This window comes from Sunxiuqinia sp. A32, from assembly GCF_052690465.1.
In genome coordinates this window covers 121,501-138,742 of sequence record NZ_JBQYLI010000002.1, presented here as the reverse complement: position 1 = coordinate 138,742, position 17,242 = coordinate 121,501, and the positions used below count along the sequence as shown (strand labels likewise).

The 17,242-nt window shown below is 36.8% G+C and carries 15 protein-coding genes; 10 read left to right on the top strand and 5 right to left on the bottom strand.

What is annotated here, in order from left to right; translation table 11 throughout:
• Positions 1-14 precede the first annotated feature (14 nt).
• Positions 15-929 (bottom strand): aldo/keto reductase, encoded by a 915-nt coding sequence (locus ACUNWD_RS02510; protein ID WP_445586185.1) that lies wholly within the window; start codon positions 927-929, stop codon positions 15-17.
• A gap of 98 nt (positions 930-1,027) precedes the next feature.
• Complete coding sequence (locus tag ACUNWD_RS02505) at positions 1,028-2,023, bottom strand: alpha/beta hydrolase (RefSeq protein WP_445586184.1); 996 nt, start codon at positions 2,021-2,023, stop codon at positions 1,028-1,030.
• Positions 2,024-2,264: 241 nt separating this feature from the next.
• Here ACUNWD_RS02505 and ACUNWD_RS02500 point away from each other — a divergent pair, with 241 nt between their 5' ends.
• The 3 genes from ACUNWD_RS02500 (at position 2,265) to ACUNWD_RS02490 (ending at position 7,324) form a co-directional block, all read left to right on the top strand.
• The gene (locus tag ACUNWD_RS02500) at positions 2,265-4,994 is read left to right on the top strand and encodes a 2-oxoglutarate dehydrogenase E1 component (RefSeq protein ID WP_445586183.1); all 2,730 of its coding nucleotides are present in this window, start codon (positions 2,265-2,267) and stop codon (positions 4,992-4,994) included.
• Positions 4,995-5,014: 20 nt separating this feature from the next.
• Complete coding sequence (odhB, locus tag ACUNWD_RS02495; protein ID WP_445586182.1) at positions 5,015-6,280, top strand: 2-oxoglutarate dehydrogenase complex dihydrolipoyllysine-residue succinyltransferase; 1,266 nt, start codon at positions 5,015-5,017, stop codon at positions 6,278-6,280.
• A gap of 90 nt (positions 6,281-6,370) precedes the next feature.
• Entirely contained in the window at positions 6,371-7,324 is a 954-nt protein-coding gene (locus tag ACUNWD_RS02490) for a D-2-hydroxyacid dehydrogenase (protein ID WP_445586181.1), read from the top strand.
• A 27-nt stretch (positions 7,325-7,351) separates the two neighbouring features.
• On the opposite strand, the gene ACUNWD_RS02485 is transcribed toward ACUNWD_RS02490, so the two are convergent.
• Entirely contained in the window at positions 7,352-7,549 is a 198-nt protein-coding gene (locus tag ACUNWD_RS02485; protein ID WP_445586180.1) for a hypothetical protein, read from the bottom strand.
• A gap of 251 nt (positions 7,550-7,800) precedes the next feature.
• On the opposite strand from ACUNWD_RS02485, the gene ACUNWD_RS02480 reads away from it, so the two are divergent.
• The 5 genes from ACUNWD_RS02480 to ACUNWD_RS02460 all read left to right on the top strand — a co-directional run bounded on the left by ACUNWD_RS02480 (position 7,801) and on the right by ACUNWD_RS02460 (position 11,570).
• On the top strand, positions 7,801-8,385 hold the full coding sequence (locus tag ACUNWD_RS02480; RefSeq protein WP_445586179.1) for a thioredoxin family protein: 585 nt from the start codon (positions 7,801-7,803) through the stop codon (positions 8,383-8,385).
• An 88-nt stretch (positions 8,386-8,473) separates the two neighbouring features.
• The gene (locus ACUNWD_RS02475; RefSeq protein ID WP_445586178.1) at positions 8,474-9,046 is read left to right on the top strand and encodes a porin family protein; all 573 of its coding nucleotides are present in this window, start codon (positions 8,474-8,476) and stop codon (positions 9,044-9,046) included.
• A 1-nt stretch (position 9,047) separates the two neighbouring features.
• Positions 9,048-9,572, top strand: coding sequence for a hypothetical protein (locus tag ACUNWD_RS02470; protein WP_445586177.1), 525 nt, complete (start codon positions 9,048-9,050; stop codon positions 9,570-9,572).
• A 114-nt stretch (positions 9,573-9,686) separates the two neighbouring features.
• Positions 9,687-10,838, top strand: coding sequence for a pyridoxal phosphate-dependent aminotransferase (locus ACUNWD_RS02465; protein ID WP_445586176.1), 1,152 nt, complete (start codon positions 9,687-9,689; stop codon positions 10,836-10,838).
• A gap of 261 nt (positions 10,839-11,099) precedes the next feature.
• Positions 11,100-11,570, top strand: coding sequence for a hypothetical protein (locus ACUNWD_RS02460; protein WP_445586175.1), 471 nt, complete (start codon positions 11,100-11,102; stop codon positions 11,568-11,570).
• 84 nt (positions 11,571-11,654) lie between these two features.
• Here the strand turns inward: ACUNWD_RS02460 and ACUNWD_RS02455 are convergent, their stop codons facing one another.
• The gene (locus ACUNWD_RS02455; RefSeq protein ID WP_445586174.1) at positions 11,655-11,837 is read right to left on the bottom strand and encodes a hypothetical protein; all 183 of its coding nucleotides are present in this window, start codon (positions 11,835-11,837) and stop codon (positions 11,655-11,657) included.
• 214 nt (positions 11,838-12,051) lie between these two features.
• Between ACUNWD_RS02455 and secA the strand changes: the two genes are divergently transcribed.
• Positions 12,052-15,363, top strand: coding sequence for a preprotein translocase subunit SecA (secA, locus tag ACUNWD_RS02450; RefSeq protein WP_445586173.1), 3,312 nt, complete (start codon positions 12,052-12,054; stop codon positions 15,361-15,363).
• Positions 15,364-15,372: 9 nt separating this feature from the next.
• The gene (gene lgt, locus ACUNWD_RS02445; protein ID WP_445586172.1) at positions 15,373-16,185 is read left to right on the top strand and encodes a prolipoprotein diacylglyceryl transferase; all 813 of its coding nucleotides are present in this window, start codon (positions 15,373-15,375) and stop codon (positions 16,183-16,185) included.
• Here lgt and ACUNWD_RS02440 read toward each other — a convergent pair.
• On the bottom strand, positions 16,182-17,234 hold the full coding sequence (locus ACUNWD_RS02440) for a DUF6340 family protein (RefSeq protein ID WP_445586171.1): 1,053 nt from the start codon (positions 17,232-17,234) through the stop codon (positions 16,182-16,184). The genes lgt and ACUNWD_RS02440 overlap by 4 nt on opposite strands.
• Between the last annotated feature and the right edge of the window lie 8 nt (positions 17,235-17,242).

Sequence of the window (17,242 nt, the reverse complement as noted above, 5' to 3'; positions counted from 1 at the left end):
ATACCTATTTTTATTTAAACTTCTTTTAAGGCATTCTCCATTCTGCTGATATAGTTGTCGATTTGCTCTCTTTCTTCGAACCCAACAATCATCATATCTACAGAGCCGAGACCAAGTACAAATCTAAGTGCATTATCAATTTTTTCACTGTCATTCTGGTATTTACCATCGCCAATTAATTTCATTCCAATCACTCCTTTGCCGGACTCATGCAGTTTGTTGATCACTTCAACCACTTCTTGTGGATCAGGTTTATCCATGGCTATTCCGTATGGATTTATCCGTACGTGAATTACGTCTACCCAAGGGCTTTCGAGTGCATCTTTCATGGCATCAAGAGAATGCACTGAAACACCATGAGCACGGATAATGCCTTTGGCTTTGAGATTTTCCATGATATCCATTTGTCTCTTTTCACCGTCTGTCCATTTTGAATCAACCATGCAATGAAGCTGCACCAGATCAAGATATTCCGTGTCCAGTTCCTTCCTGAAACGATCAACTACGATATCTGCATTTGGGCGTTCATCTTCCGGAATTCCACCAGAGCGTTCCCAAATTTTTGAGCCAAGTGTTATTTTATCTCTATCCATTCCGGATAAAGCTTCCTTTACCAAAGGGTGGGTTCCATAAGTATCCGCACAGTCAAAGAATCGAATGCCTCTTTCATAGGCATGTCTAATAGTTGCAATGCTTTTTTTGTGATCTTGCCGTGTTAAAAATGAAGATCTGTTGCCGCCATGAACTCCAGTTCCTATCCCAAGCAATGTCGTTTTAATCCCCGAATTTCCGAGTGTAACTAATTGAAGTGGGTCGATCGATCGAGCCCGACTGCATGATGCCAACACAACGTTTCCAAATAGCAAATGAGCAGTTCCTAATGATAATGCAGCTAAAAATTTCCTACGATCAAAATTGATTGAGCTCATGGTAAATGATTTTAGTGGTTCAGTATTTCTAACAAATGTACGAGGAAATAGGTTGAATTGTAAATACTATAAATTTAATTATTTAAGAATCCGAATTATTACTTCATTTTTAGAGTGTTCTTTGCAAAATCAATACATGCCTGTTCAACCTCTGGTTGTACTTTTGAAAACATCTGACAACCAATTACGTGAGTTCCTGCATTAAAAGCATGTTTTTCTTTTAACTCGTCTGGAGTTCCAAGTTGATCAAACATTTTTAGCATGGCATCAACAACTACCACATCATCCTGATGCTCTTCATCTTGATAATAATAACCAAGAAATAGCGGTTGTTTTACTCGCTCAAATATATCAGGCGACATGGTGCTCTCGATTAGTTGTTGCAGGTAAACAGTTGCTTCTAAACGATAGAAACAATTCCAGTATTTACATTCATCAGCATTTAGATCATCATTGGTGAATCGGTATTTACCTCCGGTAACTTTACGGGCAATCTGCAATCCCCATGGTTTTGATAATAAAAAGGCTGCAGGATTGTTGATTTCAATATTTGGGGAAAGCAGGATTAACGAATGTACTTTTACTGGAAACTCGGCAGCGAGTTTTAAGGCAAGTGTTCCGCCGGTAGAAGTTCCCACGATAATTACTTTCTGCCCTAGAATCTGAGCAATTACCAATGCTTCTTTTGCTGATTCATAAAGTCGGTCGGGAGTCATGTCCAATAATGGTTCCGGCACTGCCAATCCATGCGAAGCCAATCGTGGAACATACAGATTCGCAGAAAACTCATTTGCAAAATTATGGTGGGTTGGAAATCCTTCGTAGCCAGATGCTGAAAAACCGTGCAAATAAAGGACACAATATTCCATTTGTTGATGTATACTGTCATTGTTCCATAAAATAACCGATTCATTTTCTGGCTTCACTGGAAAGCTGATCTCTTTTTCTATCAAAAACGAATCAAGTTGGTTTGTTGAAAGCTCCACCAAAGGAAGTTCGTTTGACATTAGTGGTGTGTCAGGCTTTGGCCCAGACAAGTAAAACACAATAATTATTAGTAGAAGGATTAATGGTATGCTATATAACTTTTTCACTGCGTATAATTTTATTCAATAATGTAATAAATTAAGCACTTAAAATGAGCCTAAAGATACACAGTCAAATGAAATAAAATAAACTGGTTTGTTCTTGCCATATAATAGAAAATTAAAGAAGAATTGAAAAAACCAGTATAATTCAATAAAACTGAATGAAACAGCAGGCTTTTATAAACATTCAAATAAACTATTTGTTAGATATTTCAACATAAAAAATGGATTAACCGACCAATATGCTATGGACAAATTTTCGCAGGTAGGCAATCAGGAAATTGCTGTTGTAGAGTCACTTTATCAGGAATATCTTAAAAATCCCGAAAATCTTGATGAGAGCTGGAGAGCCTTTTTTAAAGGTTTTGAATTAGCGCGTGCAAATTTTAAATCAACTGAAAGTGCAATTGACGGAAGTAAAATAGATAAAGAATTCGCTATTTTAAACCTTATACATGGGTATCGTCAGCGCGGTCATTTGTTTACCAAAACAAACCCGGTTCGCGCGCGCAGACAATATTCTCCAACCTTGGATATTGAAAACTTCGGATTGCAAAAGAGTGATCTTGAAACTGTTTTTCAAGCTGGTAACAATATCGGAATTGGACCAGCAAAATTGAAAGATATTGTTGCTCACTTAGAAGCAACTTATTGTAATTCAATTGGAGTTGAGTACGTTTTTATGCGTAACCCTGATGTGATTCATTGGTTGCAGGAAAAAATGGAAAGCTCTAAAAATTCGCAGGAATTTACCATTGAAGACCGGAAGCATATCTTTTATCATCTTAAGTTGGCTGTTGGATTTGAAAATTTCATTCATAAAAAATTTGTTGGGCAAAAACGTTTTTCTCTTGAAGGAGCTGAAACGTTGATTCCCGCATTGGATGCTGTGATCGAACAAGGTGCGAAATTGGGAATTGAAGAATTTGTGATTGGAATGGCTCACCGTGGACGATTGAATGTCCTGGCAAATATTATGAAAAAGCCTTACGAATATATATTCAAGGAATTTTATGGTACCGAGTATGAAGAAGATATTTCTTTGGGCGATGTGAAGTATCACCTGGGATTTGAAAATGAAGTGACTTCAGATACTGGGAAGAAAATCAAACTAAGTTTGATGCCAAACCCATCTCATTTAGAGGCTGTTTCTACGCTTGTGCAGGGGATGTCACGCTCCCGAATTGAATCGTTGTATGATGGAGAGTATGGGAAGTTAGCGCCAATTGTTATACACGGTGATGCTGCTATTGCTGCACAGGGAGTTGTTTATGAGGTGATTCAAATGTCACAGTTAAATGGCTATAAAACAGGTGGAACTATCCATTTGGTGATTAATAATCAAGTTGGTTTTACTACTAATTACCTGGATGCCCGTTCAAGTACTTATTGTACCGATGTTGCAAAAGTGACTCGTTCTCCCGTATTTCATGTAAATGGGGATGACGTGGAAGCAATGATATACACGATTGAGCTGGCAATGGAGTTTAGACAGAAATTTCACTCGGATGTTTTTATAGATATTCTTTGCTATCGAAAATATGGGCATAATGAAGGGGATGAACCCCGCTTTACCCAACCTTTACTATATAAATCCATTTCATCACATAAGAATCCACGCGATATTTATGCGGAGAAACTGGTTGAAAAAGGAATTTTCTCGAAGGTTGATACAAAAAGTGAAATTAAAACTTTTGACGAGTTTCTTTCCTCTAAGTATAAGGAATCTGAAAAGATCGAAAAACTTAAAATTAAGAAGTTCTTAATTGAAGAATATAAAGACTTTCAAGTTGCGCAAAAAACTGATTTTTCAAAGTCGATTAAAACAGGAGTTGTTCGAGAAAAGTTAATTGAGATTGCAGCTAAAATTAACTATGTCCCGGAAGATCAAAAGTTTTTTAATAAAATAAACAGGATTATTTCTGATAGACGAATGATGATTCTGGATGACCGTTTGGATTGGGCTATGGCCGAATTATTGGCATATGGCACCTTATTGGAAGAAGGCCATCCTGTGCGAATTAGTGGTCAAGATAGTGAACGGGGAACTTTTGCACACAGGCATGCCTCTTTTGTTGTTGAAGATGCTGCAGAGAAATATTTTCCGCTGAAGAACATTTCGAAATCGCAGGCTCCATTTCATATATACAACTCTTTACTTTCTGAATATGGGGTAATGGGATTTGAATATGGTTATGCAATGGCGCAACCAAATGCGCTAACTGTATGGGAAGCTCAGTTTGGCGATTTTAATAATGTTGCTCAAGTGATTATTGACCAGTATATTACTTCGGCTGATGAGAAGTGGGGATTAATGAATAACCTGGTTCTGTTTCTTCCTCATGGTTATGAAGGGCAGGGGCCAGAGCATTCCAGTGCGCGAATCGAACGTTTTCTATCGCTGGCAGCAAATAGCAATATTCAGGTCATTGTTCCAACTACGCCCGCTAATATGTTCCATTTATTGCGCAGGCATCTCAAATGGGAAGTACGGCTTCCATTGATTGTATTTACACCGAAAAGTTTGCTGAGACACCCATTGGTTAGTTGTACGTTAGAAGAACTTGCTGAGGAGCATTTTCGGGAAGTTATTGATGATAATCGAGTGACTCCTGCTAGTGTAAAACAGCTGGTTTTTACATCAGGACGACTCTATTATGACTTGATTAAAAAGAGAGTAGATGTTGGTGATAATTCAACAGCTATCGTGCGGGTAGAACAATTATATCCATTACCGAAAAAGCAAATCCAATTTATTTTAAAGAAATATAAAAAGGCTGAAAGAATAGTCTGGGCACAAGATGAACCCGAAAATATGGGGGCATGGCCATTTATTTCCAGAAAACTGAGTGACATTCCTTTTGAAGTTGTGGCTCGGTCTGAAAGTGGCAGTCCGGCAGGAGGATTGATGAAACAGCATAATTTGCGATTAGAAAAATTGCTTCAATCTATCTTTAATGAAAAAGTATTAGCTTAACAAAAAATAAAAAACCAAATATGATCATCGAAATAAAAGTACCTACACCCGGGGAATCAATTACTGAAGTTGAGCTTGGTAAATGGTTGGTTGAAGACGGGGATATTGTGGAAAAAGATCAGGAGATTGCAGAAATAGAATCGGACAAAGCAACCTTGACTTTAGTGGCTGACGAAGCTGGCCAGGTTTCATTGAAATTAGAGGAAGGTGATACAGTTGAAGTTGGAAGTGTAGCCTGCACAATTGATACGGAAAAACAACCTGCAGAAACTGGTGCTAAAAAAGAAGAAGTTGTCAGAGAAAATGCGAAGAGCCCTTCGATAGCTGATTCTGATATTAAAAAGGAAGTGCCTTTAGTAAAACCTGAGAAAGCAAGTGTTGATCATGAGCATGTGAAAACCACTGCCGTTGCGAAGAAAATGATGGAAGAAAATAATCTTTCTGTCGACGATATAATTAATGGGCTCAAGCGGATTTCAAAGAAAGACGTTGAAGCCGTTTTGGAAGCTCCAAAAGGAAGTGGTGTGCTTGCAGAAGCTTCAAAAGCTACATTCTCACGAGAAGAAAATCGGGAGAAAATGAGCATGCTTCGTAGAAAACTGAGCCAACGCTTAGTCGCGGTGAAGAATGAAACGGCTATGCTTACTACTTTTAATGAAATTGATATGAGCCCTGTAATGAGTATGCGGAAGCAATATCAAAATCAATTCATCGAGACGCATGGTTTCAAATTGGGTTTTATGTCATTTTTCACCAAAGCGGTGGCGACTGCTATGAATTTTCATCCTGCAGTCAATTCAATGTTAGATGGTGAAGAAATCATTCAACCTGAATTTGTTGATGTTGGCATTGCTGTTCAAACTCCAAAAGGATTGATGGTTCCGATTGTAAGAAATGCCGAAAGTAAATCAGTACCAGCAATAGAATTGGAGATTAAGGAATTAGCAGAGAAAGCTCGCAGTAAAAAGATTTCTGTAGAGGAGTTAACGGGTGGAACTTTTACCATTACGAATGGAGGAACTTTTGGGTCCTTACTTTCAACACCAATAATTAATCCGCCACAATCTGCTATTTTAGGGATGCATAATATTGTTGATCGTCCGGTGGCCGTGAATGGAAGAGTTGAAATACGTCCAATGATGTATGTGGCATTATCATACGACCATCGCATTATTGACGGGAAAGATTCTGTTGGCTTTTTGGTGAAAGTGAAAGAGTTGATTGAAAATCCTACATTGCTATTGACTGAAGGGAAAAATTTAGAATCGATATTATTAGAATTATAAATTGTAACTCTTTATATTGGCTGCTTTCAGATTTGGGAGCAGTTTTTTTATGTCTGCTGTTTACTTAATTTCATGTCAAATTATAAAGTTATGAAGATTGTTGTTTTAGATGGATACACGCTAAATCCAGGTGATTTGAATTGGGATGATTTAAAGAATCTTGGCGATTGTGCGATTTATGATAGAACAAAAGCAGAAGATACGATTAGTAGAATTGGGGATGCCGAGATTATTTTCACAAATAAAGTAATTATTGATAAAGATGTTCTTGATGCTTGCTCAAAGCTAAAGTATATAGGTGTATTGGCAACCGGTTATAATGTAGTTGATTTGGAGCTGGCAAGACAGTTGGGCATTGTGGTGACCAATATTCCCGCGTATAGCACTGATTCAGTAGCTCAAATGGTTTTCGCTCATATTTTAAATATTACACATCGTGTAAGTTTTCATGCAGAACAGGTTTCACAAGGAGAATGGTCTAAAAGCATTGATTTTTCATATTGGTCGACAACCCAAATGGAATTAGCAGGCAAAACTATAGGAATCATTGGGTTTGGAAAAATTGGCCAACGAGTAGCTGAGTTGGCTAAGGCATTTGGTATGAAAATTATTTTTCAGAATAGATCCGTAAAGAAAGACTTACCCGATGGTTACAAGCAAGTTGACATAGACGTGTTGCTTAAAGGTGCAGATATTGTCAGTATAAACTGCCCGCTAACCAATGAAAATAAGGAATTTATTAATAGGTCGAGCCTATCAATAATGAAGCCCACAGCTATTCTAATTAACTCTGGTCGCGGCCCATTAATAAATGAACAAGATCTTGCAGATGCCTTAAACAGTGGCAAAATTGCAGCCGCTGGGTTAGATGTGCTCTCGCAAGAGCCACCCAAGCCAGACAATCCATTGATAACTGCTAAGAATTGCTACATTACACCACACATTGCATGGGCAACCTTGGAAGCCAGGCAACGGTTGATGAACATTGCTGTTTCAAATTTGAAAGCATTTATGAATGGGAAGCCAATAAATGTGGTGAATTAGCGAATTGTCGCAATTCCAATCGGAAGACTAATCTTCGTCGTAATCATCGATCTTACTAAGATCATAATTGTCATCAAAAGATTCATCTTCAAAATCATCATAAATAGACAATCTTCGTTTCGAACCTTTATCTTTCTTAACACTTTTCGCTTTTTGGCTGTCGATGTCGTTTTTCTCTATATCTGAACGCTTGAAAACTTTTTTTGAGTCTTTCTTTGATTTCATTTTGTAATAATTCCTAAAAACTTAAAAAACAATACTTTAATAACGAAAAATTAGACATTTAATTAGAGATGTAAACTAGAGCATTTTTTTTATTATTTCCAAATGCTTGTACTGCTTTTTATGAAAAAAAGTTATACAAAGCACACTTTATGAGGTGATTCCACTATTTATTGATCTACTGATATACTTCAATAAACAAACAAGTATAAAGCTTTCTTGTTTATACCAAATGAATATAAAACTTTTATAATATGGCATTTACACTTGAGATAGGAGAGAGAGCAATCGACTTTAACCTTCCCGCAACAGATGGAAGAAATTATAAATTGAGTGATTTCAATAATTCTAAATATTTGGTCATTTTTTTTACCTGCAACCATTGTCCGTATGTTATTGGCAGCGATGAAATAACCCGTGAAACTGCGACAAAATTTAAATCAAAGGGGGTGCAATTTATTGCAATAAACCCCAATAGCGAAAATACTTATCAGGAAGACGACTTTGAGCATATGGTAGATCGAATGAATGAACATCGTTTTCCGTGGATTTACCTAAGAGATGAAAGTCAGAAAACAGCAGAAGATTATGGTGCATTGCGTACTCCGCATTTTTATGTGTTTGACGAGGACCGAAAGCTGGTGTACACAGGAAGAGCTGTTGATAGTCCGAAAGATGCCTCGCGCATAACAGTCAATGATTTGGACAGGGCATTGGATGAATTGACAAGTGGAAAAACTATATCTGTGCCTGTAACTAACCCGATTGGGTGCAATGTAAAATGGGAAGGAAAAGATAAGCATTGGATGCCACCGGAGGCTTGTGATTTGATTCTTTAAATATTCGTCACGTAATTTATTATTGTTTTATTGCCAATAATTTTTGTAATTTGAATTCGTTATTATTACCAACCAAATGAGCTAAGTCATGAAAAAAATTGCATTATTATTGTTTTTATCTGCAGCTGTTACAGTTGTAAGTGCACAGTCTCCTATTAATTTAGGTATCAAAGCTGGTTATAATAGTTCCAAACTTTCCATTGATTCTGATCAATTTAATGAAGGGAGTATCAATAACTTTTTAGCAGGTGCTTTTCTTCGTTTAAACCTGGGTAAAATCTATATTCAGCCCGAAGCATATTTTAATTCAAAAGGTGGAGATTTGAAGGAAGTTACCAGTGGTACTGTGGTTAAAAATTTTGATTTTAAAACTGTTGATGTTCCTATATTACTTGGAGTAAAAGTGATTGACAAAGGTCCTTTTAACTTACGTGCAAATGCCGGCCCGCTAATGTCCTTTATCACTGATAAAAATGTTGATGGAAGTGGTTTTAGCATTGATCCAGATGATATTAAGGATAATTTCTTTGGATGGCAGTATGGTGTGGGCGCAGACTTTTTGTTTCTTTCGCTCGATGTGAGAATGGAAAACAGTAGCGAAGTTTTTCAGGATACAAAAAATAATATGTTTGTTGTCAGTTTGGGAATAAAGTTATTGTAAGATGATAAAATCGATCACTACTGGTTTGGTTTTAAGCTTGGTTGTTTTATGTGGCTATGCCCAAAATGATTCAGTTCAGGTAAGTACTGTAAAACCTGAATATGATTTCATTTATAGGGAGTTATTTAATTTTAGCCCGAATTCAATCTTTGGAGCTTTGCGGCTTGATGAGGCAAGTCCGGGCATTTCAAATTACAAACCAACAACGCCATTAGTGATCGATTTCTCTCAATTCAAATCGTTTTCCACATTAAGTCTTACTAATTCATTGCCCGTTTTTTCTCCATTTATCGATTCATTCTCTTTAACCAATCAAGCTCATTATAAACTAAATGATAAGCTTATACTTGGTGGTAATAGTTTTTCTGCAAATTCAATATTTAATCCTTTACCATTAAACCCCAATATTAAGGATATGAGTATTCGCGGAGCTTCCATGTTTCTTCAATACAAAGTTTCCGATAAAGTTAAAATAGGAGGAAGTTTTAGTATCAGTAATCAAAACAATCCACTTTTCCCATACTAGATTTTCGCTTACTTTTTCTTTTACTTGATTTGATTTTTTGACAATAATAAACTGAGATATTGCTTTGTTTTATGCGTTAAACTTGATTAAATTCGACATCAAACCGAGAATCAAATGACCTCATCAAGACTGAAGGATATTTCTCCATTCATTGTAATGGAAGTGCTTGAAAAAGCTGCTGAAATGGAAAAGGCAGGTTTCAATGTTATTCATATGGAAGTTGGAGAACCAGATTTTGATGTTCCCCAATGCATTCACGAAGCAACTTTGGAAGCGCTAAAGGAAGGTCGAACTCATTATACACACAGTCTTGGCGATCCTGAATTGCGGGAGCAAATTTGTCTGCAGTATAAAGCAAAGTATGGAGTTGAAGTCGATCCCGATCAGGTTATTGCAACTTCAGGAAGCAGTCCGGCAATTTTGCTCACACTTTCTGTTCTTTGTTCTGCCGGTGATGAAGTGATCATTTCTGATCCCGGATATGCATGTTATCCAAATTTCATCCGTTACATTGGTGCAAATATTGTGCGAGTTCCAGTGTCTGAAGTAGATGGTTTCCAGATTCATCCAGAGGCTATTTTTGATAAAATAACAGACAAAACAAAAGCATTGATTATTAATAGTCCAATGAATCCCAGTGGGAATTTGTTGACTGTAGAAACATTAAAATCACTTGCTGAACTTCCTGTTCAACTTATTTCTGATGAAATATATCATGGGTTAGTTTATGAGGATACTGCCCATTCTATACTGGAGTTTAATAAAGATGCTTTTGTGTTGAATGGCTTTTCAAAATTGTATGCAATGACGGGCTTGCGTCTTGGGTATGTAATAGCTCCAAAGCAATATGTAAGGCCAATGCAGAAACTTCAGCAGAACCTTTTTATTTGTGCCAGTTCATTGGCTCAGCGTGCCGGTATTGCCGCGCTTAATAGTGCAACTGAGGATGTGGAAAAAATGCGAAGCATTTATAATGATAGACGAAAATATCTTATTGCACGACTTCGACAACTTGGTTTTACCATCCGTAAGGAACCAACAGGAGCGTTCTATATATTTGTGAATGCCACACATCTTTCAAATAATTCGTATGAACTTGCTTTTGATATTTTGAAAAAAGCAAAAGTGGGAGTGACCCCCGGAATTGACTTCGGACCTGGTGGTGAGGGATTCCTTCGTTTTTCATACGCAAACTCGTTGGAGAATTTGAAAGAAGGAATGGATCGTCTGGAAAATTATTTGAAAAGTCTAAATCTTCCTGGTTAATTACCTGATAAACAAATTGACATCCCTTTTCTGTATTTTTTTTACTTGTATTTGTAGACGTATTTATTGTGTTTACCCAAAGAAATTCGTCGTTCATCGATAAGTCCCATTATTGGGGTTTATGAGGTGTAATTTCTTGTAATTATCATCGTCTATTAGGTAAAACAAGGTTCTTTATTTAGAATGGTATAAAAGAAATTAAAGCCTCCATTTTAGAAAACAATTAGAAAACAGAAAAAGTAAACTATTAAAGCTTAAGTCATGAAAAAAAGAATTATCCAGGGAATCGCAATTTTTGCATTAGCAGTTGTAACTCTTACAGCAAGTGCGGTTTCAGACGACCGTGTGTTCGATGAATACGAAATTAGTCCGGTAGCAGTGCAGAATCTAGATGTAAAAGCTGATAAAGCGTGGGTTTTATCATACGATGCAAATGAATCTCCTATTGTAATTACATTATGCGAAACAAAACATGGCAGAACCTATTTAGTGAAAGCTGATCATTTTGAGGTCGCATATGTTTCAGGGAAAAATGGATTTGGAGCCCGCAATGTTAGCTACTCACAGAGTACTGTTCCTTACGAATTTACAAGCAGTGTAATCAATGCCGAAGAATTGGCAAAGCAAAAAATTATCACTCCCAATAGTGTTGATGATGATTTTGCATTAGGTTTAATTGCTTCTTATTTGCCAGACTTGGTAAATCCTAGTTACAAGCACCTGTTAAACTAGTAACGTTTACTGGTTATTTTAATAATTAAACAGCATCAAAAAGTCGTTTCCCCCCCAGAAACGACTTTTTACTTTTTGTATTATTTAAATACATCCGCAAACAAATCCATCTGCCATTCCTTCCAATAGTTCATCAACTTTAACTTTTTCCTTATCGGAACCTTTGCATTCTTTGCAAATAGGCAAGTTTACCATTAAATTTTTTGATGTTGTTTTTGGATCAACTTCTTTTCCACAAACAAAACATGTTGAGTTTATTTTTTCCATTGCATGAAATTCATGGGCCAAAATTAATAGATAACAGATAATTTAAGCAATATTCATGCTCATTTGTCATTGAACCTGTAATTGTGGCTGCATTTTTTGTTTTATCCTTGATGGCATGATTATTATTGAAAAAAATACGTACGCATTTGAAGATACTTCTACAATATAGTTACTTTTGTGTGCGAGTTAAATAAAATAAGAAAATACTCAGATAATGGCATTTGTTAATAAGATTTTAGGAAAATTTCTAGGAAATAAGTCTGATCGAGATATTAAAGAAATTGCTCCAATTGTTGAATCAATCAAAACAGAATATTCTAGAATTGTCAATTTTACTCACGATGAGTTGAGAAGTGAATCTCAACGATTGAAAGATGTAATTAAGGAACGAATCAAACCTGAAGAGGATCGAATAATCGCTTTAAAAGAACAGGTTGAAGAAGTTGAAATTCAGGAAAGTGAGAAGATTTACCAGGAAATTGACAAATTAGAAGAGCTGATCAATGAAAAAATCGAAGTTGTTCTTAATGAAATATTGCCTACTGCTTTTGCTTTGGTTAAGGAGACAGCAAAACGCTTTTTTGACAATGAAAAAGTGGTTGTTCAGGCATCTGATTTTGATCGTGACTTGGCAGCTGGCAGAACCAGTATTGAAATTGACGGAGATAAAGCCATCTGGTACAATAAGTGGATAGCCGGGGGAAATGAAATTACCTGGGACATGGTTCACTACGATGTTCAGCTGATTGGTGGTATTGTACTTCATCAGGGGAAAATTTCCGAGATGGCAACTGGTGAAGGTAAAACGCTGGTGGCAACGCTTCCTGTATTCTTAAATGCCCTCGCCGGACGTGGTGTGCATGTGGTTACTGTTAACGACTACTTATCGAAACGTGACTCCGAATGGATGGGACCAATCTTTGAATTTCATGGATTGAGTGTTGATTGTATCGACAAACACCAGCCAAACTCAGATTCACGTCGAAAAGCATATAATGCCGATATCACCTATGGTACAAATAATGAATTTGGTTTTGATTACTTGCGTGATAATATGGCTATTAATCCAAAAGATTTAGTTCAACGCAAGCACCACTATTCAATTGTCGATGAGGTTGACTCGGTATTAATTGACGATGCTCGTACACCTTTGATTATTTCAGGTCCTGTTCCGAAAGGGGACAACCAGAAGTTTGAAGAATTAAAGCCAAAGGTTGAAAAACTAGTTGCAGCTCAAAAGAACTATGTTACTCAGTGTTTAAGTGATGCCAAAAGACTGTTAACAAAGGCTGATGCAACTAAAGAAGAAAAAGAGGAAGGAGCTATCCAATTGCTTCGCGCCCACAAAGGGATGCCAAAAACCAAAGCAATTATTAAATTCCTGAGTGAAGAAGGTATTAAAGCAGCCATGCTTAAGACCGAAAATTACTACATGCAGGATAATAATAAGAACATGCACAAGGTTACAGACCCATTGTTCTTTATTATCGAAGAGAAACAAAACTCAGTAGAACTTACAGATAAAGGTATCGATTTGATTTCTGATGATGTGGATGATCCGGAATTCTTTGTATTGCCGGATGTTGGTTCCATGATTGCTGAAATTGAAAATAGTGAGAACCTGTCTCAAAAAGAAATCCTTGAACAGAAAGATGAGTTGTTGCAAAATTATGCAGTAAAGTCTGAGCGCGTTCATACAATCAACCAATTGTTGAAAGCCTATGCCATGTTTGAAAAAGATGTGGAGTATGTGGTGATGGACAATAAAGTAAAGATTGTTGATGAACAAACCGGCCGCATCATGGAAGGGCGTCGCTATTCAGATGGCTTGCATCAGGCTATTGAAGCCAAAGAACGCGTAAAAGTGGAAGCTGCTACGCAAACTTTTGCAACTGTTACTTTGCAGAATTACTTTAGAATGTATCACAAGCTTGCCGGTATGACTGGTACTGCGGAAACGGAAGCTGGAGAATTCTGGGATATCTATGAATTGGAAGTTGTTGTTATCCCAACAAACCGTCCAATTGTTAGAGCAGACAGAGATGATTTGGTTTATAAAACGAAACGCGAAAAATATAATGCTGTAATTCTGGAAATTGTTGAACTTCATGAAGCTGGCCGACCTGTATTGGTAGGTACTACTTCTGTTGAAATTTCAGAATTGTTAAGCCGAATGCTTAAGATTCGTGGTATTAAGCACAATGTATTGAATGCGAAACTTCATGCCAGGGAAGCTGATATTGTGGCTGATGCCGGTTTAGCTGGAATGGTTACTATTGCCACCAACATGGCTGGTCGCGGTACGGATATCAAGCTTACCAAAGAAGTTAAAAAAGCTGGTGGTTTAGCAATTATTGGAACAGAACGTCACGATTCCCGACGAGTTGACAGACAGTTGCGTGGTCGTGCAGGACGTCAGGGAGACCCTGGTAGCTCACAGTTCTTTGTTTCGCTGGAAGACGACTTGATGCGCTTGTTTAATTCTGATCGTATTACTGGTGTAATGGATCGTTTGGGGCTGAAAGAAGGAGAAGTGATTCAACATTCTATGATTACAAAATCGATTGAGCGTGCTCAACGAAAAGTAGAAGAGAATAACTTTGGTATTAGGAAGCGACTGCTGGAATATGATGATGTGATGAACTCACAACGTGAGGTGATCTATAAAAAACGTAAGCATGCCTTATTTGGTGAAAGACTTGAAGTAGACATCTTAAACATGATGTATGATTCACTTGAAAACCTGGTGAACGAATATTATGGAAGTGATATGTTCGAGGATTTCAATCTGGAATTGATGCGTTTGATGTCAATTGAATCACCTGTCCATTATGAAGATTTCATTAAACTAAAACCTGAAGAAATCATTGATCAGATTTATCAGTTCATGATTGAAACATACACCCGTAAGGTTGAAGCGATTTCAAAACAAGCCTTCCCTGTTGTTAAAGATGTGTTTGAGCATAAATCTCATTTGTATCAAAATATTGTTGTTCCGATTTCCGATGGGAAACGTGTTTTCCAAATCATAACCAATCTTGAAAAAGCCTATAATAATAAAGGAAAAGAGCTGGTTAAATCATATCAGAAGCAGATCATGCTGATGACTATTGATGATGCGTGGAAAGAGCAATTACGTGAAATGGATGATTTGAAACAATCCGTTCAGAATGCTACTTATGAGCAGAAAGATCCATTGTTGATTTATAAGTTTGAATCATTCAACTTATTTAAAATAATGGTTCAGAAAGTAAATAAAGATGTTGTATCTACCTTGATCAAAGGTCATATACCAATTTCAGATCCAAGTCAGGTTCGTGAAGCTGAAACGACTAAAAGGACCGATATGAGTAAATATTCAACTCAAAAATCGGACATGCCTGAAGTTAGTGGAGGACAACGTGAGCGAAAAGAACCTCAAAAATTGCAGCCTGTAAGAGTTGAAAAGAAAGTTGGACGTAATGACCCATGTCCTTGTGGCAGTGGCAAAAAATACAAGAGTTGCCACGGAAAAGGGGAGGTTTAAAATATGCTTATGGATTTATTGGCTTTTATTCACTGGAATGTTAATCCCGAAATTTTTAGTCTAGGACCATTTTCTGTTAGATGGTATGGTTTACTGTTTGCAATTGGTTTTTTAGCCGGATATTATCAGGGCGAATGGATGTTCAAGTTTGAAAATATTGACTTGAAATGGTTGGAAAGCCTGTTCATTTACTTAATTGTAGCCACCATTATCGGTGCTCGATTGGGGCATGTCCTATTTTATGGATGGGATTATTATTCACAACATCCAGGTGAAATTCTCAAAGTCTGGCATGGCGGCTTAGCTAGTCATGGTGGTGCGATGGGAATTGTTGTCGCCATTTATTTTTGGAGCAAAAAAGTGTCAAAAAGACCTGTTGTTTGGATATTGGATCGGGTTGTTGTAACTGTTGCGTTAGTTGCTGCGTTGATTCGTTTTGGAAATTTGATGAACTCAGAAATTTATGGAATTCAAACTGATTTGCCATGGGGATTCATTTTTGAACGTAATGGTGAAGTTGTTCCAAAACATCCAACTCAAATATATGAGTCACTTTCATATTTAGTCACATTTGGTGTAATGCTTTATACCTATTGGAAAACTGAATTGAGGAATCGTCAGGGATTTATATTGGGAGTTTTCTTTGTGATGGTATTTGCATCCCGATTTTTCATTGAATTTATCAAAGAAGATCAGGAAGCATTTGAAGCAGGAATGGCTCTAAATATGGGACAATGGCTAAGCATTCCATTTGTTTTAGCAGGAATATACTTGATTGTTAGAGCTTTGAAAAAGCCACCAATTATCTATCACAAAAGTTAGTTTTCCAGCTCCTCAAATTTTTGTAAATATTCTTTTCTCTTCGATAGTTTGGAGAGATAATCTTCTGTTTGTTTACGATATTGCGTGAAGTATGATTTTTTTGCCCACTCTATTGCTTCATCAATATCACCAAGCATTTCACTTGATAGTGCCATATTGAATTCGGCTTTGCTTCTAATGCCTTTATTATCATCATCTGTAAAGTTTAACCAATAGTTATAGGCATTTTCCCAGTCTCCTTCGTTTATGTAGTTTATTATTTCAGACGATTCATTGTTAATGGAAAAATATCCACGATGCTCGCTTCTCCAGGAAGGCGAAAGTCTGTCATCCATGTCTAATGCAACCTGGATGCCAGTATTTAGTAACACCTCTTTGATAGGGGGAAGATTGCCAAATACCTCGGCCTGCGTGGTTCCATCATTGTACCAATAAATAGTATCTGAGATGACCATTTTCTTTACTATTTCCTTTTTCCTCGGATCATATATTTTGAAAACAGCATCATATTTCGAATCAATTGAAGCCTCTAGAACCTCATCTCCATTATACGAAAAACCAGAGATGCCAAATTCTGTAGATATTTTATTATAATATCTTTCCATAACTAAAAGCGCATCCGTGTTGTAGAGTTCGCAAATATTCTCGACATAATCCCAATTTAAATCTTGCCCAATCTTATAAAATCGAAGTCCTCTGTAAATGTTTCTTTCTTCTGGAATAACCACGTCGTACCTCCCAGACTCAAAAAGTAATTCGCCTAACACTTTTAGGGTTGTGTCTGCAGCCATGCTGTCAAGCAGGATGGAGCTAAGCTGAAACTTCTGTTTGTAGAAAAATTTCTGGATGCTATCCTTTGGATAATTTTCAAATTCATTGGTTATACTTCTGTTCATCAATGTTAAACTTACGATGTCGTTGGGTAACATTGACTCAGATGGTCTGGCGGTTTCAATATACACTGATTTAAATGAAGATGTGCAGGATTGAATAACTACTACCAATGATAAGAGTAGTAAAATATGATATGAGTAATTCTTTGAATTCATAAATTAAA

Coding starts and splice junctions, on each gene's coding strand:
- ACUNWD_RS02490 (WP_445586181.1), top strand. CDS start 6,371: ATGAAGATTGTTGTTTTAGATGGATACACGCTAAATCCAGGTGATTTG.
- ACUNWD_RS02485 (WP_445586180.1), bottom strand. CDS start 7,549: ATGAAATCAAAGAAAGACTCAAAAAAAGTTTTCAAGCGTTCAGATATA.
- odhB (WP_445586182.1), top strand. CDS start 5,015: ATGATCATCGAAATAAAAGTACCTACACCCGGGGAATCAATTACTGAA.
- secA (WP_445586173.1), top strand. CDS start 12,052: ATGGCATTTGTTAATAAGATTTTAGGAAAATTTCTAGGAAATAAGTCT.
- ACUNWD_RS02470 (WP_445586177.1), top strand. CDS start 9,048: ATGATAAAATCGATCACTACTGGTTTGGTTTTAAGCTTGGTTGTTTTA.
- ACUNWD_RS02460 (WP_445586175.1), top strand. CDS start 11,100: ATGAAAAAAAGAATTATCCAGGGAATCGCAATTTTTGCATTAGCAGTT.
- ACUNWD_RS02455 (WP_445586174.1), bottom strand. CDS start 11,837: ATGGAAAAAATAAACTCAACATGTTTTGTTTGTGGAAAAGAAGTTGAT.
- ACUNWD_RS02440 (WP_445586171.1), bottom strand. CDS start 17,234: ATGAATTCAAAGAATTACTCATATCATATTTTACTACTCTTATCATTG.
- ACUNWD_RS02475 (WP_445586178.1), top strand. CDS start 8,474: ATGAAAAAAATTGCATTATTATTGTTTTTATCTGCAGCTGTTACAGTT.
- ACUNWD_RS02510 (WP_445586185.1), bottom strand. CDS start 929: ATGAGCTCAATCAATTTTGATCGTAGGAAATTTTTAGCTGCATTATCA.
- ACUNWD_RS02465 (WP_445586176.1), top strand. CDS start 9,687: ATGACCTCATCAAGACTGAAGGATATTTCTCCATTCATTGTAATGGAA.
- ACUNWD_RS02500 (WP_445586183.1), top strand. CDS start 2,265: ATGGACAAATTTTCGCAGGTAGGCAATCAGGAAATTGCTGTTGTAGAG.
- lgt (WP_445586172.1), top strand. CDS start 15,373: ATGGATTTATTGGCTTTTATTCACTGGAATGTTAATCCCGAAATTTTT.
- ACUNWD_RS02480 (WP_445586179.1), top strand. CDS start 7,801: ATGGCATTTACACTTGAGATAGGAGAGAGAGCAATCGACTTTAACCTT.